The organism is Balneola sp., from assembly GCA_002694685.1.
GTDB lineage: Bacteria > Bacteroidota > Rhodothermia > Balneolales > Balneolaceae > Gracilimonas.
Map to the genome: position 1 here is coordinate 46,913 of NZMW01000002.1, position 18,140 is coordinate 65,052.

Annotated in this window: 22 protein-coding genes; 14 read left to right on the top strand and 8 right to left on the bottom strand. The window is 41.1% G+C overall.

Going from position 1 to position 18,140, the window contains the following annotated elements:
* Positions 1-8: 8 nt before the first annotated feature.
* On the bottom strand, positions 9-881 hold the full coding sequence (locus CL667_04125) for an NAD(P)-dependent oxidoreductase (protein MAL16879.1): 873 nt from the start codon (positions 879-881) through the stop codon (positions 9-11).
* A gap of 144 nt (positions 882-1,025) precedes the next feature.
* On the opposite strand from CL667_04125, the gene CL667_04130 reads away from it, so the two are divergent.
* Entirely contained in the window at positions 1,026-1,394 is a 369-nt protein-coding gene (locus CL667_04130) for a transcriptional regulator (GenBank protein MAL16880.1), read from the top strand.
* A 62-nt stretch (positions 1,395-1,456) separates the two neighbouring features.
* Here CL667_04130 and CL667_04135 read toward each other — a convergent pair whose 3' ends face one another.
* From CL667_04135 to CL667_04155, 5 genes are all read right to left on the bottom strand, one after another.
* A complete protein-coding gene (locus CL667_04135) occupies positions 1,457-2,650 on the bottom strand; it encodes an aspartate aminotransferase (protein ID MAL16881.1) in 1,194 nt (397 codons plus the stop codon).
* A gap of 85 nt (positions 2,651-2,735) precedes the next feature.
* The gene (locus CL667_04140; GenBank protein ID MAL16882.1) at positions 2,736-3,236 is read right to left on the bottom strand and encodes a pantetheine-phosphate adenylyltransferase; all 501 of its coding nucleotides are present in this window, start codon (positions 3,234-3,236) and stop codon (positions 2,736-2,738) included.
* A 9-nt stretch (positions 3,237-3,245) separates the two neighbouring features.
* The gene (gene rsmD / locus CL667_04145; protein ID MAL16883.1) at positions 3,246-3,800 is read right to left on the bottom strand and encodes a 16S rRNA (guanine(966)-N(2))-methyltransferase RsmD; all 555 of its coding nucleotides are present in this window, start codon (positions 3,798-3,800) and stop codon (positions 3,246-3,248) included.
* 269 nt (positions 3,801-4,069) lie between these two features.
* On the bottom strand, positions 4,070-4,930 hold the full coding sequence (locus CL667_04150; GenBank protein MAL16884.1) for a hypothetical protein: 861 nt from the start codon (positions 4,928-4,930) through the stop codon (positions 4,070-4,072).
* Positions 4,930-5,403, bottom strand: coding sequence for a hypothetical protein (locus tag CL667_04155; GenBank protein ID MAL16885.1), 474 nt, complete (start codon positions 5,401-5,403; stop codon positions 4,930-4,932). The genes CL667_04150 and CL667_04155 overlap by 1 nt, the downstream gene beginning before the upstream one ends.
* Positions 5,404-5,578: 175 nt before the next feature.
* Here CL667_04155 and CL667_04160 point away from each other — a divergent pair, with 175 nt between their 5' ends.
* The 7 genes from CL667_04160 to CL667_04190 all read left to right on the top strand — a co-directional run bounded on the left by CL667_04160 (position 5,579) and on the right by CL667_04190 (position 10,659).
* Positions 5,579-6,874 carry an MATE family efflux transporter gene (locus CL667_04160; protein ID MAL16886.1) on the top strand — a complete coding sequence of 432 codons (1,296 nt, stop codon included), beginning with the start codon at positions 5,579-5,581 and terminating at the stop codon, positions 6,872-6,874.
* Between the two features lie 11 nt (positions 6,875-6,885).
* The gene (locus CL667_04165; GenBank protein ID MAL16887.1) at positions 6,886-7,809 is read left to right on the top strand and encodes a hypothetical protein; all 924 of its coding nucleotides are present in this window, start codon (positions 6,886-6,888) and stop codon (positions 7,807-7,809) included.
* Positions 7,806-8,315: a histidine phosphatase family protein gene (locus CL667_04170; GenBank protein MAL16888.1), complete on the top strand. Its 510-nt coding sequence runs from the start codon at positions 7,806-7,808 to the stop codon at positions 8,313-8,315. Before CL667_04165 ends, CL667_04170 begins: the two co-directional genes overlap by 4 nt.
* A gap of 128 nt (positions 8,316-8,443) precedes the next feature.
* Positions 8,444-8,794, top strand: a complete 351-nt coding sequence (locus CL667_04175) for a hypothetical protein (protein MAL16889.1) — start codon at positions 8,444-8,446, stop codon at positions 8,792-8,794.
* A gap of 185 nt (positions 8,795-8,979) precedes the next feature.
* On the top strand, positions 8,980-9,483 hold the full coding sequence (locus CL667_04180; protein MAL16890.1) for a DNA starvation/stationary phase protection protein: 504 nt from the start codon (positions 8,980-8,982) through the stop codon (positions 9,481-9,483).
* A gap of 38 nt (positions 9,484-9,521) precedes the next feature.
* The gene (locus CL667_04185) at positions 9,522-9,707 is read left to right on the top strand and encodes a general stress protein CsbD (protein ID MAL16891.1); all 186 of its coding nucleotides are present in this window, start codon (positions 9,522-9,524) and stop codon (positions 9,705-9,707) included.
* A gap of 130 nt (positions 9,708-9,837) precedes the next feature.
* A complete protein-coding gene (locus tag CL667_04190; protein MAL16892.1) occupies positions 9,838-10,659 on the top strand; it encodes a mechanosensitive ion channel protein MscS in 822 nt (273 codons plus the stop codon).
* 39 nt (positions 10,660-10,698) lie between these two features.
* Here the strand turns inward: CL667_04190 and CL667_04195 are convergent, their stop codons facing one another.
* The gene (locus tag CL667_04195; protein MAL16893.1) at positions 10,699-11,058 is read right to left on the bottom strand and encodes a four helix bundle protein; all 360 of its coding nucleotides are present in this window, start codon (positions 11,056-11,058) and stop codon (positions 10,699-10,701) included.
* 290 nt (positions 11,059-11,348) lie between these two features.
* Here CL667_04195 and CL667_04200 point away from each other — a divergent pair, with 290 nt between their 5' ends.
* A complete protein-coding gene (locus tag CL667_04200) occupies positions 11,349-13,421 on the top strand; it encodes a hypothetical protein (protein ID MAL16894.1) in 2,073 nt (690 codons plus the stop codon).
* 256 nt (positions 13,422-13,677) lie between these two features.
* Positions 13,678-14,496 carry an MBL fold metallo-hydrolase gene (locus tag CL667_04205; GenBank protein MAL16895.1) on the top strand — a complete coding sequence of 273 codons (819 nt, stop codon included), beginning with the start codon at positions 13,678-13,680 and terminating at the stop codon, positions 14,494-14,496.
* Positions 14,497-14,502: 6 nt separating this feature from the next.
* On the opposite strand, the gene CL667_04210 is transcribed toward CL667_04205, so the two are convergent.
* On the bottom strand, positions 14,503-14,982 hold the full coding sequence (locus tag CL667_04210) for a hypothetical protein (protein ID MAL16896.1): 480 nt from the start codon (positions 14,980-14,982) through the stop codon (positions 14,503-14,505).
* Positions 14,983-15,167: 185 nt separating this feature from the next.
* On the opposite strand from CL667_04210, the gene CL667_04215 reads away from it, so the two are divergent.
* The 4 genes from CL667_04215 (at position 15,168) to CL667_04230 (ending at position 18,085) form a co-directional block, all read left to right on the top strand.
* Positions 15,168-15,503 carry a 4-carboxymuconolactone decarboxylase gene (locus CL667_04215; protein ID MAL16897.1) on the top strand — a complete coding sequence of 112 codons (336 nt, stop codon included), beginning with the start codon at positions 15,168-15,170 and terminating at the stop codon, positions 15,501-15,503.
* Positions 15,504-15,585: 82 nt separating this feature from the next.
* Positions 15,586-16,632 carry a radical SAM protein gene (locus CL667_04220; protein MAL16898.1) on the top strand — a complete coding sequence of 349 codons (1,047 nt, stop codon included), beginning with the start codon at positions 15,586-15,588 and terminating at the stop codon, positions 16,630-16,632.
* Positions 16,633-16,705: 73 nt separating this feature from the next.
* On the top strand, positions 16,706-17,308 hold the full coding sequence (locus CL667_04225; GenBank protein ID MAL16899.1) for a glycosyltransferase: 603 nt from the start codon (positions 16,706-16,708) through the stop codon (positions 17,306-17,308).
* A gap of 75 nt (positions 17,309-17,383) precedes the next feature.
* On the top strand, positions 17,384-18,085 hold the full coding sequence (locus CL667_04230; protein MAL16900.1) for a hypothetical protein: 702 nt from the start codon (positions 17,384-17,386) through the stop codon (positions 18,083-18,085).
* Positions 18,086-18,140: the final 55 nt, after the last annotated feature.

Here is an 18,140-nt window from a genome sequence, read left to right on the forward strand (position 1 = left end):
AGTTAGCTTTAGCTATAAGCCTGCTTCAGAAAATCTTCTAAAGAAACCGGTTTCCTGCCCAGAAGTTCTTCAAGGTCGGAGCTGGTTTCATTGATTTCACCTTGCTCAATGGCTTGGGCAAATCCTACGGTCATTCCGATAGCTTCTTCAGGTACTCCGGCATCTTTCATGGTTTTGGTGTACTCATCAACTTCAGGAGAAACATAGCCAATGTCTTTTCCGCTAATTTCGGACAGAATAGAAGCGACTTCATCAAAGCCGTAATTTTCGGAATTAGAGAAGGTGTACGATGTGTTTTTATGTCCTTCACCTAACAAGACATTTGCGGATGCTTCGGCCATTTCATCTCTTAATACGCAAGCCATTTTACCCTCACCTGCAGGAATATATACAGTACCCTGCTCAACCACATTTTCCCCGATAAACATCGGCACAAAATCCATGTAGAGGTTATTTTTCAGGAAGGTGTAGTCGAGTTCGCTTTCTTCCAGCCATTTCTCGGTGTGAAGGTGGGATTCAGCAACCATCCAAATTGGAGAGCTCTCATCGTTTGTCTTCCGTTGGAAACTGGTGTAAACCACATGATCCACATCCGCTTTTTTAGCAGCTTCAACAACATTTTTGTGTTGCTCTACGCGACTTCCTATTTCACTAGCCGAAATAAAGAACAGTTTATCCACACCCTGAAAAGCTTTTTCGAGGCTTTCGGGATCGTCGTAATTACCCATTCTTATTTCTGCGCCTTTTTGTTTTAGTGAAGCCGCTTTGTCTTCGTCTCTTGCCAACCCAATGATGGTATGTTCACTTCCCTTTTCCAGAAGAAATTCAATTGTTGCCGTTCCTAAAGAGCCGGTTGAACCGGTGACTAATATTGTACTCATAATATTTTCTTTTCCATTAGTTTAAAATAGTTTCTAACTTACTTTTAGTAACTAAAGGTATCGATGTGTAGTTCATACATCAAGAGGATACGATATTGTGACTAAGTTACCCTGGTGTAACCCTTACATTAAAAACAGTATGTTATGGAAGAAAAAACCTTGATAGATTATTCAAATGTGGAAGATTGTCCGGTTCGGCAGGTGCTTAATCGGTTTGGGGATAAATGGTCCACACTTGTCATCCTGGTTTTAGCTGAAAAGGGGGTACTTCGATTCAATGAGCTGAGTAAAACAATTGAAGATGTTTCCCAAAAAATGCTGACTACCACACTGCGGACACTGGAAGCGGATGGGTTGGTCCATCGAAAAGTATATCCTGAAGTGCCACCAAGGGTAGAATATAAATTGACTCCTTTAGCAGAAACACTGGTTCCCCATATTCAGCGGCTAACCGACTGGGCAAACGAAAACTTCGATGAGATTAAGCACGCCCGAAAAGCGTATGCGAAATAGATTCAACAAAAAAAGCCCTGCACGGTAAATGCAGGGCTTAAATACATAAGAAAGAAGAGGGTTTATGAAAGGCTATCAAGTCCTTTTTCGAAGCGACTCATCGCCTCTTCCAGATCTTCCATGGAAGCAGCGTAACTTAAACGAACGCCGTTGGGTTCTCCAAATGCATCGCCGGGAACGAGTGCCAGTCCAAACTCATCCAGCAGGTAAAGACATAAATCCGTAGAAGATCCAATGGTCGAACCATCCGGTTTTTTGGATCCGATGTAATGAGAGATATCCGGAAAAACGTAAAAGGCTCCACCGGGTGAGAAGCAACTTACTCCTTCAAAAGAGTTGAGTGTATCCACGAGGTAATCACGTCGTTTTTTGAATTCGGCACGCATGGTTTCTACTTCATCCAGACTTCCATTGTAAGCAGCCTCACCGGCTTTCTGGGAAATAGAAGATGGAGCCGATGTCTCCTGACTCTGGATTTTAGAAACAGCACTTACGATTTCATTCGAAGCAGCTAAATATCCAAGCCGCCAGCCGGTCATAGCAAATCCTTTAGAAAAACCGTTGATTAACAAAACGCGATCTTTTAGGTCAGGTGCTACGTTCAAAATGCTGACATGGTCGCCGTCAAAAACGATGTATTCATAAATTTCATCTGAAACAACATATACCTGAGGATGTTTTCTCAGCACCTCAGCAAGCCCTTCCAATTCTTTGGCCGTGTATTGCGCTCCGGTTGGATTAGATGGAGAGCATAAAATCAGCGCTTTGGTTTTATCAGTAATAGCTTCTTCTAACTGCTCGGGGGTAAGTTTGAAATTATTTTCGAAAGAGGTCCTGATGGTCACAGACTCTCCCTCCGCAAGGCGAGTCATCTCAGGGTAGGAAACCCAATAGGGAGCAGGGATAATTACTTCATCACCGGGGTTAACCAACGCTAAAAGGCTGAAACCTACAGATTGTTTTGCTCCATTTGAGCAGATGATCTGGGAAGGATCGTAATCCAGATTGTTATCTCTTTTGAGTTTCGCACAAATAGCTTCCCGCAATTCCGGTGTTCCGGGATTCATGGTATATCCGTGAAAGCCATCTTCAATGGCTTTTATAGCAGCATCACAAATATGCTTAGGTGTTTTAAAATCAGGTTCGCCGGCGCTCAGGGAAATAATCGATTTTCCTTGTCGCTTAAGTTCTTTGGCTCGTCCGGTGACTTTTAAAGTTGCTGAAGGCTGTAAATTTTGTGCTCGTGTTGAGATCATAAGTATTAAAAAATAGAAGTGAGAGTGAGTATGATGCCTTGTTGAATATAAAAGGCTTGACTAAAGAAAAGTAGGTCTATTCTATTTAATCAGTCTTGTTCTTGAATTTTTCTGTGAGGGCATCGGCCACAAGAGTAGGTACAAAAGAGCTTAAATCACCACCCCAGTAGGCAACTTCCTTCACAATGGAGGCAGATATAAAGGTAAATTCCTCATCCGGCATCAGGAAAACGGTATCCACATTTGGAGCGAGTCGTTTGTTGGTCAAGGCCATTCGGAACTCATATTCAAAATCTGAAATCTGCCGAACCCCACGGACTAAAGTATCCGCATTCATTTTCTGAGCGTGATCGACCAATAGCCCGGTAAACTGCTTTACAGCCACATTTTTGCCCCATATTTTATCTGCGATACAGGCCTTTATCAGTTTAACCCGTTCTTCCCCGGAGAAAACGGCATCTTTCTTTTTATTGACGGCTACAGTGATAATCACATGGTCAAAGAGATTGGTAGCACGCTCAAGAATATCGAGGTGACCGTTTGTGATGGGATCGAAAGACCCGGGATATAAAGCAATTGTTTTCATAGGCTTGATTTAATCTGAATCTACCGGATGCTTTTGAAAGATGCTAACAATGGTTCGCCCGTATGCTTTAGAGAATGTGCAGTTGGGATGATCCGTGAAATCCTTGTACTTATCATGCTCAAGGAACAGCCAGCCTTCATCCGTTAGCCAGTTGTTGCCCAAAATTTGATCGATAAGTTCGTCCATAAGTGGAAAGTCATACGGAGGGTCACAAAAAATAAAATGGTTGGGTGTGGCCATTCCGTTTAAATAGCGCAGTGCATCTGAACAGACAATTCGCATTTGGTTATCTATCTCGAACTGTTTGGCCGTTTTCTCAATCTGCTTCACATTATCCGGGTCTAACTCTACAGCAGTAACATGCTTTGCTCCTCGGGATATAGCTTCAAAACCAAGGTTTCCTGATCCAGCAAAAAGATCCAGAATAATAGTCCCTTCCATAAAAACCCGGGCTTCAATCAGGTTGAAGATGCTTTCTTTGGTCCGATCGGTAGTAGGGCGGACGTCCAGTCCTTTGGGAATGTTGAAGTGTCGACCTTTAAGTTTGCCTGTTATTATCCGCATGGCGGAGTGATTTTTAAAATTTTAGGTGATAATGAATTGATGTTCAATTGTCATCCTGAGCGCTTAGTAATATAACGTAAGTATGGATTTCAACCGCGAAGGATCTCAATGCCAAAAAATACCAATGCTGTAAGTTAGAACTTGAGACTCTTCGCGGCCAACTTACTAATCAAATAATAACTCCGGGCGCTCAGAGTGACAAAAATAAATTTACGTCGAATTAGCTCAAAAATAACATTTAAAACTGAGCATTTAGAATTCCCGAAGGGCTAAAAATCGAGGCTCAGTAGAATAGCAGGAAAAGCAGCGGCTAGATCAAACCCATATGTTTCTTCTTCAGCCTGTACACCAATGGTCTCTAACGAATTTAGCTTGGTGATTTCAGCTGAATCATCCCAAAAACCCTGAAGCGCCTGTTCCACTTCATGGCACTGGTGCCCAAAGAGGTAGATCGTTTCATGAATGCCACGCATCCAGCTGGAGTTTGCAGAGTGTTGTAGCCAGTGATAAGGCAAGTCTTCGGCTTGATCGAACGAGATATAGGTAGCGGCTCTGAATTTTCCGAGAAGAAAGCTCGTGATTGAAATGACATTTTCATGACAGCCAATCATTAAAAAAGAACCGCCTGGTTTGGCAAAAGCTGACCATTTTTGTGCCATCTCGAAGTCACTGCTAAAGTCTGTGGTAGCAACCTGAGTGGTAAGCTCGTCAAAACCAGTCATTAAATTTCTTCGGCGAACGGATAAAAATCTGTACTCATTATTATGAAGTCCGTGCCAGGTAGGTTCGATATGTTCACGTTCAACACCCTTCATTAAAATGGCGAGGTGATCTTCACGTTCATCAGCATTATCATAAACTACTTTAGGGAAAACCGTCCAGCATTCATGGGCAGGGTGAGTCAGTGCCCGTACCGACTTAATGTTATGATCGGTTCGAAATCGGTCAAAAGTGGAAAGGATGTGCGGGAAATGATCTTCTTGCTGGCGGGTAATAGCTTCAATAACATTGAAATTAAAATCAAATGAGCCAATACGAAAAAGGTGCTTGTCGTTTTCCGGATCATTGATCGAGTAGAAAAGGCGATCCGAAAAAAAACAAACACCTAAATTTGCAGAAGCGTCATCCATTAATTCCAGTTTGGAGCATTTCTCATCGTTGTACGCTCAAGACTACCAACTGCATCATTAGAACCGGGATCTTCCAACAAGTAAATTTGAGGACGCAAAGTATCATTAAGGGCGTACTCAAATCTTGGGTATGGAGCTCGAGGGGAATAAACCAACGAGTCTGGATTAAAAGTATCAAAGGTAGTTCCATACAAAGAATCACCCATTGCAATCATGAGAGAATCTGTTTTCAAGAATTTAATCAAGCTATCAAGTCCTCCTTCTGTAGGGGGGAAAGTTTCGTTTTGAGCTTCGTACTGGATAAGAGCATCTTTGGTGTCTAGCATTCGCTGGCGAACTTTCTCAGTTAAAGCTTCCCGCTCCAGCACTTCCTGATAAGGCGTTACCAATGAATCATACAAATAATAAGTAAGACCAAGGATTATGATTCCAAGTACAACGGTAAGAATTTTATTACGCGATTCAATGTCCATGTGAAAAGCAAATGAGTTAATTAATTAAGTTTATATCCCAATAAAAAATAGGAGAAAGAAAATACATGCACACCCATAGATATGCAACTTTCCCCACCATGGAAAATATGAATTCATAATTCTTTTTCAGGCCTTATTTTCAGGTCGCTAATTTTAATCCCTAAAACCTCCTTTTTTGAACCGGCAAATACTTCGCCTCGCCATTCCAAACATCATAAGTAACCTGTCGGTGCCACTACTTGGAGCTGTAGATACAGCGGTTGTCGGGCGCCTTGAACACGTTTACTATCTGGGAGCCATTGCAGTAGGGAGTATCATATTTGACTTTATTTTTTGGGGATTTGGGTTTCTGAGAATGGGGACCACCGGTATGGTTGCGCAGGCTTATGGCGCACAACAAGAGCGAAAAACACGGATTATTTTATTTCGCGTGCTACTGGTAGCAGGGGTGAGCAGTTTGGTTATTCTATTAATTCAGTACCCGCTGATAGAGGCTTCGCTTTACCTGGTCAATGCTTCACCAGAAGTTGAGGAATACACACGGCTCTATTATCACATCCGAATTTTTGCTGCACCGGCAACGCTGGCTTTGTTTGGGTTAAATGGATGGTTCCTTGGAATGCAGAATTCTACCTACCCTATGATCATCACCATTTTCTTAAACATTGTAAATATAATCCTGAATCTGATTTTTGTGTTCCGGTTTGACATGACCGTTGATGGCGTTGCAACGGGAAGTTTGGTGGCCAGTTTTCTGGCACTTGGGCTGGCTCTGTTCCTTTACAACAAAAAATATGGCGGGGTGAAGTTGAATATAAAATGGGATGAACTGATTGAAGCCGAAGAGCTGAAAAAATTCTTCTCCGTCAATCGCGACATTGTAATACGGACCTTGTGCCTCATTTTCTCCTATGCATTTTTTACGGCAAAGTCGGCAGAAATGGGGGATGTGGTACTGGCTGCAAATACCATATTACTGCAAATGTGGTACATCAGTTCTTACGGGACGGATGGGTTTGCATATGCTGCCGAAAGTTTAGTGGGTCGATTCAAGGGTGCCGGCGACAAAGAAAAGCTAAAAAGCGCTGTGGTCGCCAACATGTTTTGGGGATTGGGGCTCGGTGTTTTGGGAACGGTAAGCTATGCTATTTTTGATGCCGAAATTATTTCACTATTCACAGATAAAGAAAATGTGGTAGCCGTTGCTATGACGGTTGTGATCTGGTTGATTGTGGCTCCGGTAGTAAACAGTGTTTGTTTTATCTGGGATGGGGTCTATATAGGTGCAACCGCAACGGGTGCAATGCGAAACTCGATGATAGTGGCAACTATATTGGTATTTATTCCGGTTTATTACATCAGTGAACCGTTTGTGGGAATTCATGCGTTATGGATGGCGATGACGGCTTTTATGATAGCGCGAGGAGTAATTTTATCCATGTATGCGCCTTCACGAATTTTTAACAGCTAAGACAGTTGCAAATGGACATCCTTAAAAAGGCAGGGCAAACACTGCTTAAAGCCATTAATTCTTTTATTGAAGACAACGGTTTTCAATATAGCGCAGCTGTTTCTTTTTATACGTTATTCTCATTAGCTCCAATCATAATGATTGCTGCCTACCTCGCCGGTTTTTTTATTGGGGATGCGGGCGTATTAAGAGAACTAACCAGTTTCCTTGATGAGGCCGTAGGAGAGGAAAGCAGGGAAGCTGTTTTGCTGTTGGTAGAAACAGTTCAGACAGACAGCCAGAACAAATTCTATTTCATTATCAGTATTCTATTTCTGATAATCTCAGCGACTACCGTTTTCATACAGTTTAAAGATTCATTCAACAGAATATTTAAGGTCGTAGCCAAGCCCGAGGTGGCGTTTTCAAAGATACTGATAGACCGTGTAATGGCTTTTGGTATGATTTTGCTACTCGGTGTTGCAATGATTGTCTCTCTGATATTAGACTCTCTTTTAGCCGCCCTTTTTGATTTGCTGCTCGCAAACTTTGAATCTGCACAGCTTTTCTTTGTGGGCCTTGGCAGCAATTTGTTGACCTTGTTTATGATCTTTTTCGCTGTTTTAATGATGTTCTATATCCTTCCGGATGTTAAAATGAGATGGAAGCCACTGATATATGGGAGTCTCATAACCACCTTTTTATTAGTGATAGGGAAGTTTGGTGTCGGGATGATTATCGGGAACAGTTCTCTGAATAAGCTTACCGGGGCATCATCCTCTGTTATCATTTTAATGTTGTGGGTGTACTATTCCAGTATTATCGTATTTTTTGGTATTGAATTGGTGAAGGCTCTCGCTGAAGCAGCTCAAGGTGAGATTAAGGCAAATCGGTTTGCCAGAAAAATTAAGATGGTTGAAATGTCCGCAAACAAAAAGAAGTCGAAAGAATCATGAAACAGATATTACTGTTGAGACACGCCAAATCCAATTGGGACAATCCCGACTTAAAAGACTTTGACCGGCCACTTGCCAAGCGGGGGCTCGAAGATGCTCCGCGAATGGGAAAGTTTATCCGAAAGGCTAAATATAAGCCGGGAATCATTATATCGTCTCCTGCTCAGCGAGCTAAAGAAACAACGGAGTTGGTCGCAGAAGGTGCAAAGATAGATGACCAAAGTATAAGCTGGAACGAAGATCTTTATTTTGGTTCCGTCCAGGATTACTTATCAGCTATACAAACCGCCTCGGACGATTTCGAACGAATTATGTTAGTCGGCCATAACCCATTGATGGAAAATACGGCCGGGGTTTTAGCCGGTGCACACCAAAAAATAGCGTTAAGAATGCCAACGGCTGCTTTAGTCTGTCTCGAAAGTTTTGCGGATACCTGGGAAACGATCGCTCCGGGAACGTGCCAAATCAAATGGATGATGATCCCAAAAGTCTTGAAGAAATTATAGTGGTAAGGTGATAGGCTTTAGGTGTTAGGACAAGAAATTCTCTAACACCTTGAGCCTAAAACCTTACACCTTACATTCAAATTTTATTATATTGACCCAGCTTAAAATTCAACCCACATAAACAGCAGATGCAATACCAACAAAATTTTTTCTATCTCTGCAAAACTCCTTTAAGTGCTGAAGGACCCGAGCATGTTGAAATTGTAACCCGAGCCGAAGACAGCGAAGACTTCCCCCGTGTTTTTCAGGAATTTGAAGAAAAGCGCTCGCATGCTTTTAATGACGACAAAATTTACAGTGTAGTACGAGCTGACGATATTTACGAGCTTATCCGTACCAACACTGAAAACAGTGCAAAAGAATTGGCTTACGAAAAGGCCGAACAAGAAATTATTACCAACCTCCAGCATCGCGTAATGCAAGACGGTGATGCCAATGCTAAAGGCATTCTTAAAGAGGTGTATGGTATAGAGGAGTAAAAGAGCCTCATTCTCCAGTTTACTGATCAATCCCGCATGCTAACCAGTGTGCGGGATTTTTTTGTGATAGGTATCCTCAATCAGCCTGATTGTAAATCCATTCAAGTATGAGCTTTAAGGTTGGAACATAACCGCTCCAGATTTGTTATGATAGGTGAAGATAAACAAAGCTAAACCATCAAATTATGGATATAGCAACACTAAACGGAGTATCAGATATGAAAGTGAATATTGGAATTTCAGAAGAGCACAGAGAAAAGATCGCAGAAGGATTATCGAAGGTTTTGGCCGACTCTTATCTCTTGTATTTAAAGACCCATAATTATCACTGGAATGTGACTGGTGAATTATTTCATCAGCTGCATGAGCAATTTGAAGAGCAGTACACTGAATTGGCAGAAGCTATTGATGAAATTGCAGAACGCATCCGTGCATTAGGATTCAGAGCACCGGGATCGTTCAAAGAATTCAACGAAATAACTTCTATTGAAGAGGATACAGATCGTCCCAAAGCCAAAGAAATGGTGAAGCGACTCACAGAAGCAAACGAACAGGTAATCCGCACAGCACGAGAAGCTCTGGGACCTGCCAATGTCGCAGACGATGAATCTACCATAGATTTACTGACCGAAAGATTAACCGTCCATTCTAAAACAGCATGGATGCTTAGAAGTCATTTAGAAGATTAAATAGCAATCGCTTAATCTGAATTAAAAGAGAGAACATTATGAATGATTTAACAATAAAGGGTACCTGGAACGAAGTAAAGGGAAAACTAAAACAAAAATACTCAGAGTTAACAGACGATGATTTAGCTTTTACAGAAGGTAAAGAAGATGAGCTGTTAGGCCGTCTTCAAAATAAGCTCGGTAAAACTAAAGACGAGATTAAGAAAGAGCTGGCAGAGCTGTAGAAGCAGATATTTATAGAATTGAAAGGGAAGGTTAACGCCTTCCCTTTTTTATGAATTGAGCGAATATGGTACTACTTTAAGGCTCGATAATTTTCGCAGTTAATAATTTTAAAATAGATAGGAAATAAACATGGGAGACTTCACGATTAGTTCAGAAGAGATTATGGGATTTGTAACCACTTTTGGCCCAAAGCTTCTGGCAGCAATTGCTACTCTGGTAATCGGTCTTTGGATCGTTAAGTTTATTGTAAAAGGAGTATCTAAAGTACTGAATAGAAGTAATGTTGATGAGGCCTTGGTTTCCTTTATGCGAAGCCTGGTTTCAATGTTACTGAAAGTGATGGTCTACATTTCTGCTTTGGGAATGTTAGGTATTGAAATGACCTCCTTTATAGCTGTATTAGGTGCCGCGGGTCTTGCTGTAGGTTTGGCACTTCAGGGAAGCCTCTCCAATTTTGCAGGAGGAGTTCTAATTCTGTTTTTCAAACCCTTTAAAGTAGGCGATTTTATTGAGCGCGGAAGCGAGTCGGGAACCGTTGAGCGAATTGACATTCTGCATACACATCTCAAAACGCCAAATAACCAGTTAGTTGTTATTCCGAACGGTCAATTGGCAAACTCTCCGGTAACCAATTATTCCGCAAAAGAAACCCGAAGAGCAGTTTTCCCGGTAGGTGTAGGCTATGGTTCTGATATGGAAAAAGCCCGACAGGTTATGCTCCGGGTTTTGAATGAAGATGAAAGAGTTTTAGAAGATCCGGCCCCCGTTGTCGTATTAACAAATCTGGGTGACAGCTCTCTTGACCTATCTGCTCGAGCATGGACAACCACAGACAATTACTGGCCATTTTTCTTTGAAAATCTGGAAAAAATTAAAGTGGAACTGGATAAAGAAGGTATTGAGATTCCATTTCCTCAAAGAGATGTGCACCTTATTAAAGAAGTAGATTGATGTGCGAATGATCGATTGACCGGTTTTTGATTTATGAAGTTACTTATTTCTTTTATGGGCTGTTTGTACACTTTTCACAAAAATAGAAATAAGTTGATTGCACTCGTTTAATGCTGAGTCTAGTTCCGGTTTGTCGTTATATAAATTAGCCCGATCTATTATTTTCAAAATAACGAATGACTCTCTAAGCTCTTTTAGTACAATTTGTAGCTTGTGTATGAAATCTTTTAAAGATTCTGCACTTTGAGCTTCTCCATAATTAAGCGCGGGAGAAGTTCCGGATCGTATTAATTGACCGGATAAATGTTTATTGATCTGAGATAATGGCAATCCTTTTGTTAGCTTTATAATAGTGACCGAAAAATCGATCAAGCGATTCTCTAATTCTGCTCTTTTCATGATTAAATGGATTATTTGTTTTCAGAGTTAGAGCTATAAAGTGCGTATTCCTTACAGAATTAATTTAAAAAGAACTGCAATCACAGTTCGGTCTGTCGATCATTCGAAAATCAAACAGCCATTTATGAAGTAAGGAAACAGTTTTTAAACCCTTATAAATTGATTAAGAACCACTTTCCCAAACTTTTGCTTTAGATTGCCAAAGATTGGGTAGATATATTATCTTAATGAACTAATGAAGAAGGCTTCGAGCCGTTAATTAAAAGACCTACGAGGAAAGGAAGGTTACTGTGGAGAACCTGGAGCAAAACAAAAAGGACGCTGAAAGCGAAGAGACTAACAAAAGTGAACTCAAAAATATATCTGAAGAAACAACTTCTGAAGAAGTAGAAAGTTCTGCTGAAGAAGAATTAGAAACTGTTTCTGATGTTGATAATGCTGATACCGCCGAAGCTGAGGTGGTTGAAGAGTCAGCATCTGAAGAAGACTCAGATAGTGAAGAGGAAGACACTGCCGAAAAAGCTGAGACTGAAGCGGCTGAAGAGTCAACATCAGAGGAAGACTCAGCTGATGAAAAAGAAGGAGAGGCAGAACCAGACCCAGACCCGGAAGAAGAAGATTCCGATGCTGCTGAGCCTGAGTCTTCAGAGACTGATGAAGAAAATGCGGAATCAGAAGAGGACGCCGAGAGCTATTACTCGGATATTGTAGTCCGCGCTAAAGAATTGGTAGAGCAAACCGATTGGGCTTTTGTAACTACTGAGCTATCTAACCTTGCGCATTCAATTACGGAAGGGCCTGAGTCAGATGATGACAAAGCCAAACAACTGATTGAAGAATTTCAGGAGCTCAGAGAAAGTTTTGAGCAGAAGAAAAATGAGTATTACGAAGAGCAAAATCGTAGGAAGGAAGAAAATCTGGCTAAGAAAAAAGACCTTCTCAAATCCCTTTCTAATATAATAAGTGAAGAAGATTGGTCAGCCACCAAACAAGTAGGCAAGATTAAGGGACAGTGGGAATCCATCAAGTTATTACCTCAGGGTGAAGCAGAAGCCTTGGATGCTCGCTATAAAGAGCTGATGGATGAGTTTGAAGATCATAAAGTAGATCGGCTCGTTAAAAAACTTCAGAAGGAAGAAGAAAACTTAGAGCTTAAGCTTCTTCTTCTGGATAAAATGGATGTGCTGGTCAAGAATCTTGAAAATGAGAGCCCTGACTTTAACGAACTTGAAGATGAGTTTAACAAGCTTATCTCTCAATGGCGAAAAGTGGGGCGTGTGCCTTCAGAAAAAAATCAATCCCTTTGGGATCGGTTTAACAAAGTGCAGGATACGTTCAATGAAATGCGCTTTAAGTTCGATAAAGAATACCGCAAGGTGGTAGAGAAGGCCCTGTCGAAGAAAAAGAAACTAGTTAAAGAAGCCGAAGCACTGGTTGATCAGGAGAATATTGCCAAAGCTGCCCGTAAGGTGAATAAGCTTCACAAGGCGTGGAAAAATGCCGGAAACCTCCCACAGAAAGATGAGAATGATATGTGGGATCTCTTCAAGGCGGCTACCGATAAGTTTAACGACATGAAGTCGGATAACATCGACAAGCTTCGGGAACAAGAAGAGGCGAACCTTGAGAAGAAGTATGATCTGATTAAAAAGGCTGAAGAATCAAAAGATACGGAAGACTTTGATGCCGGCCACCAGATTATGCAGGACTTGATGAACCAATGGAAACAGATTGGTCCGGTTCCCAGAAAACAATCCTCGAAGATCTGGAAAAAGTTTAAAGGCGCGATGGACGTATTTTATGATCGCCGTCGAGAAGCTTTCAAAGGTCAGCGTAAAGATCAAAAAGAGAATCTTGCGAAGAAGGAAGAGATTCTTGAGAAGCTCAGAGAGTTAGGCAAGCATGAAGATCCGGCGCTGGCGGTTCAGGAAGCCAAAGAGCTTCAGCAGGAGTTTAAGGATGCCGGCTACGTTCCTATCAAGATGAAGAATAAAATCTGGAAGCAGTATCGGGAAGCTTGTGATGTGATTTATGACCGTTACAGAGCTTTGGGTAATGATCTCGGGATGGAGAAAGAACTCGCTAATCAGGGTATTGATCCTGATACGCGGAAAGATATTATTAAACTTCAGAAAGAAAGAGACAAGCTTAAAAAAGAAGTCTCAAGTCTCGAAAGTGAAATGATTCAGTATCAGGAAGCCAAGACTTATTTTAAGCCGACGAACAGAGGCAACGCGCTGAAAGACGAACTTCAGGCAAAAATTGATAAAGCTGAAAAGGCGATTGATGATAAGAAAGAACGCCTTAAGGAAGTTAAAAAGCAGATTGACCAGCTAAAAAGGACTGGAGACGAGGAAGAGTAAGTCGCTCTTTCTGTTTACTTGATATTTTTTTACACTGTTGGTCAAATTTGCTCAGACGGAATATTTAGGTTTTAACATTTCACATATTTAGTTTAAGAAAAGGAATTTCCGATCTGTATTTTTATACTTGGGGTATAAATCTGTAACAACATAGTTTTGTATACATAGAGGTTATGTAAGGAAAAATTTGAAAGGTTCGATTAACATAAAATTCTGGGGTGTTCGAGGGTCTACCCCTTGTGCTAACATTGAGAATATGACCTATGGTGGTAATACCACCTGTGTTCAGGTTCAGATTGAAGGCATTGAAGAGCTCCTTATTTTTGATGCAGGAACCGGATTCAGAAACCTCGGCAATGAATTACAAAGCAATGGCTCACCGCTAAAAGGCCGAGTTTTTATATCGCATCCCCACTGGGATCACTTGCAAGGCTTTCCTTTTTTCAAACCTTTTTATAACGGGGATAACTGGTTCCGTATTTACTTACCTCCACAAGGTGATATGGGATGTGAAGAAATTCTTCAAGGCCATATGTCCAGCACTTTTTTCCCGGTATCTATAGATATGCTGGAAGCAGATTTGCAATGCGAGACATTTCAACCCGGAAAAAGGTCTTTCGATAATTACACTGTTGAGTACATGTGGGCAACTCATACTGTGCCTACAGCTATCTACAAACTTACAGTTAAAGATAAAGTAATTGTATTTTGTCCGGATAATGAACTGGCAGCAGAGGACAGCGATGAAGTCATTAAATTCAAAGAAGAGTTTAAAGATTTCATTAAGGGCAGTGATGTGTTGATTCATGATGCCCAGTACAACAGGGTTTCTTACCAAGAACGAAAAGGGTGGGGACATTCAGCCTGGGAAGATGTGGCCGAGATAGCAGCTGAAGCTAAAGTAAAAATGCTGTACTTAACTCATCATGACCCGGATAAAAGTGATGATGTATTAGCTGAAGTAGATAAGAAAGTAATAGAAAAGCATGGTTCTGATTTCACTGAAATAAGTTTGGCGAAAGAAGGACAGGAAATAAAGCTGCCCCTCAATACAGCCAAAATTATTGCTGATTAGCTAAAATCAGAAGTAGAACCGGATACCTAACGCTCCGTTTCCGTCAAAGTCAGTACTTGGTGCTAAATCAAGAATAGGGACGGCTTCCACAAAGATATCAATAGGTGCGTCGGGAACAACGTAATTCAAGCCTAAAGGAATGCGAACTCCGATTCCAGGATCGTCAGCAAGCACAATTCGCCCACCAATACCGTAGTAAAACGCTAAGTCGCCTTTCTCAACGCCTTGTATCCAAGAGTGACGAAGATAATCTGCATGGAGATGTACAGCATCATATCGTCCAAAGGACCAAGCTGCACCAAAGCCAAAAGCTGATTTATCGCTATTCCAAACTTTTGCAGATATGCCTGTAGGTTCACCTAACATAACACCCAGGCCAAAGTTTCCGCCTTCGCCACGTGCTTGAGCCTGTGCTGAATCAGAGGGGTAGATTAGAAATAATCCACAAATTAAAGTTATTGCTGATAGTAGTTTCGCTAATTTCATAGTTATTTTTTTATTAGTGATTGTTACACTATTAAAGGAAAGTAAGGGAGAAAATGTTTCAATTTTGTCATAATAAGTGATTTATTGGGGCAGAATTTTATTATTTCAATCTGAATAAAGGCTTTCTTCGTAAGAATGAAGTAACACAGAGCCTCATTAATATTATTAACCAAATCATATACGACATGGACAATACTTATTACAAAGCAGAAGACTTAAAGAAGTTTGGAAATATTACTGAATTCCAGGAAAATCTCGGTAATAAATTTTTTGAATACTATGGAGAGGTCTTTGAGGAAGGGGCGCTTACCAAACGAGAAAAAGCACTTATTGCTCTGGCTGTAGCTCACACGGTGCAGTGTCCATATTGTATTGATGCATATACCAGCGACAGCCTCGAAAAAGGTGCCAGTGAAGAACAAATGATGGAAGCGGTGCACGTTGCAGCGGCTATAAGAGGTGGCTCATCCTTAGTTCATGGCGTACAGATGATGAACAAAGTGAAAGATCTGTCAATGTAAAACCTGAAGTTGTTATAAACAGGAAAGACCGATCTGGCATACCGGCTTGGTCGGGTCATAAATTATTTAGTTAAAGAAAGTCATGAAAAGTTTATTAGCGGAATCACACTCTCTGTCAAAGCCGAGTGTACAGCTTGAAATCATAAATTCACATAACCAAAAGATTGAATCCCTTCCTAAGTTTGAAGAAAAGATCAATGATATTGGACTGTTCCCACTTAAACCTACCGGAATAGAGATCTTTCAAATGAATGTGGGCTACATGTGTAACATGACCTGCAAACACTGTCATGTTGATGCAGGGCCTGACCGGCAGGAAATTATGACGAAAGAGACTTTTGAATACTGTCTGGATGCTCTCAAAAATACTGATATCCAAACGGTAGATTTGACTGGTGGAGCTCCGGAGATGAATCCTCATTTTAGGTGGTTTGTGGAAGAGGTTTCGAAGCTGGGTAAGCAGGTTATCGTCCGTTCAAATCTGACTATTCTGACGACCAATAAATTTAGTGATCTACCCGAATTCTTTAAGAAGCACAATGTAGAGGTTACCTGCTCGCTGCCCTTCTACAGTAAGTCCAGAACAGACCGGCAGCGTGGGGAAGGCACGTATGACAAATCAATAACGGCTCTCAAGAGATTGAATGAAATTGGGTACGGAAAAGAAGGCACCGGCCTAATGTTGAATCTGGTTTATAATCCTGTTGGTGCTTTTTTGCCGGGAGATCAAGCGGAAATCAGGCAAGAGTTTAAAAAAGAGCTGAAGCGAAAGCACGATATTGAGTTCAACGATCTTTTTACTATCACGAATCTGCCTATCAGTCGATTTTTGAATTTCTTATTAATGTCAGGGAATTTGGAGGACTATATGGAGAAGCTGATCGAATCTTTCAACCCTGCAGCTGCAGAAGGAGTGATGTGCCGGAATACGATTTCAATCGGGTGGGATGGTCGTCTTTTCGATTGTGACTTCAATCAAATGCTGGAGATGGAAACTCACAAAGATACCGTGCAGCACATCAAAGATTTTGATCTGGATTCGTTGAATAACAGGGAAATCATGATTAACCAACATTGCTTTGGCTGCACGGCCGGTGCAGGAAGTAGTTGTGGCGGGGCAACTACTTAAAATCAAATACAAAGTGTAATCCGAACATAGTCTCGCTCCTGACGCTCTGCGTCGGAGCGGTTAAGTAATGAGAATGAACCAAAGAAATAAGCTCATCATTTTTGTAAAAAACGAAGAAGCCGGCAAAACCAAAACAAGATTAGCTGCAACCATTGGGGATGAAGAAGCTTTGGAGGCATACAGGAGGTTGCTGACCTATACCTTCAGTCAGGCAAAAAATGTAAATGCCCATAAAGAAGTATGGTATTCAAGATATAAAGCTGAAGATGATATTTGGGCCTCAGGTGATTTCAACAAAAAAGTGCAGTCTGGGGAAGATCTTGGAAAGCGTATGTCTAATGCTTTTGAGCATTCTTTTAAAAAGGAGAAGGTTCAAAGCGTGGTTGTGATTGGGAGTGATTGTGCAGAGCTGAAAACGGAAATCATTGAAGAAGCCTATTCGAAGCTGAAGGATCACGATTTTGTAGTTGGACCGGCGGAGGATGGTGGGTACTACTTGTTGGGGATGAGCCAATTCTATCCGGATGTTTTTGAAGGAATTGAGTGGAGTACTGAGTCTGTTTTTGATCAAACAGTGAAAAAAATAGAGGCATTAGATTTAAACCTTGCCCTGCTGCAAACACTCAATGACGTTGACAATATTGACGATTGGAATCAGGTCAAAGACCGGTTGTAATATTTGATCTATTTTTAGTTGTTGTTCATTCAGTAACTTAACGGTCCAAAATATTAGTCTGTTATAGAGTTAAAGATGATCAGCATTATAATCCCTGCTTTTAACGAAGAAGATACAATAGGAAAGCTAGTCAAGTATCTGAAGAACCAAGCAACGAGTAGCTTGAAATCCGTAGAAATTATTATTGTTGATGGAGGCAGTGCCGACCAAACGGCAGCTATTGCCAAAAGAGAGGGGGCAAAAGTTTATAAATCGCCAAAGAAAGGGCGCGCTTTTCAAATGAATTATGGGGCTTCAAAAGCTGAAGGAGAGTGGTTTTATTTTTTGCATGCAGACACAAAGCCGCCCGTTGGTTTTCTTTTAGAAATAGACAAAAAAACTGAAGCAGGTTTTAAGTGTGGATGCTTCCGGTTAGAGTTTGATTATTCTCATCCCTTGCTAAAATATTATGCGTGGTTCACCCGTTTCGATGTGGACGTGTTTAGGTTTGGAGATCAAAGTCTTTTCGTTGAAAAAGCGCTTTTCTATAAGATAGGCGGATTTGATGAAAAGCTCTTGGTTATGGAAGATCAGGAAATTGTTACCCGGCTTAAAAATCACGCTCAATTTGGGATAATAAAAAAGTCAGTAACTACCTCGGCTAGGAAATATCAGCAATTTGGGGTTTTCAGATTGCAATGCATTTTCAGTATTATTGTAGTCCTCTTTTATTTAGAGATCAGCCAAGAGGTAATAGCACACTTTTATAAAACGTATATGTCGGGCTCGGCATATTAAGATACTGTTAAAAGGCAGTCAACTCAGAGAGGTTGGTCTCCTTTATTGCTATCTT

What these genes read in the sequence shown, in the direction of transcription:
- CL667_04125 (MAL16879.1), bottom strand. Translation starts at nt 881, where the DNA reads ATGAGTACAATATTAGTCACCGGTTCAACCGGCTCTTTAGGAACGGCA.
- CL667_04130 (MAL16880.1), top strand. Translation starts at nt 1,026, where the DNA reads ATGGAAGAAAAAACCTTGATAGATTATTCAAATGTGGAAGATTGTCCG.
- CL667_04135 (MAL16881.1), bottom strand. Translation starts at nt 2,650, where the DNA reads ATGATCTCAACACGAGCACAAAATTTACAGCCTTCAGCAACTTTAAAA.
- CL667_04140 (MAL16882.1), bottom strand. Translation starts at nt 3,236, where the DNA reads ATGAAAACAATTGCTTTATATCCCGGGTCTTTCGATCCCATCACAAAC.
- rsmD (MAL16883.1), bottom strand. Translation starts at nt 3,800, where the DNA reads ATGCGGATAATAACAGGCAAACTTAAAGGTCGACACTTCAACATTCCC.
- CL667_04150 (MAL16884.1), bottom strand. Translation starts at nt 4,930, where the DNA reads ATGGATGACGCTTCTGCAAATTTAGGTGTTTGTTTTTTTTCGGATCGC.
- CL667_04155 (MAL16885.1), bottom strand. Translation starts at nt 5,403, where the DNA reads ATGGACATTGAATCGCGTAATAAAATTCTTACCGTTGTACTTGGAATC.
- CL667_04165 (MAL16887.1), top strand. Translation starts at nt 6,886, where the DNA reads ATGGACATCCTTAAAAAGGCAGGGCAAACACTGCTTAAAGCCATTAAT.
- CL667_04170 (MAL16888.1), top strand. Translation starts at nt 7,806, where the DNA reads ATGAAACAGATATTACTGTTGAGACACGCCAAATCCAATTGGGACAAT.
- CL667_04175 (MAL16889.1), top strand. Translation starts at nt 8,444, where the DNA reads ATGCAATACCAACAAAATTTTTTCTATCTCTGCAAAACTCCTTTAAGT.
- CL667_04180 (MAL16890.1), top strand. Translation starts at nt 8,980, where the DNA reads ATGGATATAGCAACACTAAACGGAGTATCAGATATGAAAGTGAATATT.
- CL667_04185 (MAL16891.1), top strand. Translation starts at nt 9,522, where the DNA reads ATGAATGATTTAACAATAAAGGGTACCTGGAACGAAGTAAAGGGAAAA.
- CL667_04190 (MAL16892.1), top strand. Translation starts at nt 9,838, where the DNA reads ATGGGAGACTTCACGATTAGTTCAGAAGAGATTATGGGATTTGTAACC.
- CL667_04195 (MAL16893.1), bottom strand. Translation starts at nt 11,058, where the DNA reads ATGAAAAGAGCAGAATTAGAGAATCGCTTGATCGATTTTTCGGTCACT.
- CL667_04205 (MAL16895.1), top strand. Translation starts at nt 13,678, where the DNA reads ATGACCTATGGTGGTAATACCACCTGTGTTCAGGTTCAGATTGAAGGC.
- CL667_04210 (MAL16896.1), bottom strand. Translation starts at nt 14,982, where the DNA reads ATGAAATTAGCGAAACTACTATCAGCAATAACTTTAATTTGTGGATTA.
- CL667_04215 (MAL16897.1), top strand. Translation starts at nt 15,168, where the DNA reads ATGGACAATACTTATTACAAAGCAGAAGACTTAAAGAAGTTTGGAAAT.
- CL667_04220 (MAL16898.1), top strand. Translation starts at nt 15,586, where the DNA reads ATGAAAAGTTTATTAGCGGAATCACACTCTCTGTCAAAGCCGAGTGTA.
- CL667_04225 (MAL16899.1), top strand. Translation starts at nt 16,706, where the DNA reads ATGAACCAAAGAAATAAGCTCATCATTTTTGTAAAAAACGAAGAAGCC.
- CL667_04230 (MAL16900.1), top strand. Translation starts at nt 17,384, where the DNA reads ATGATCAGCATTATAATCCCTGCTTTTAACGAAGAAGATACAATAGGA.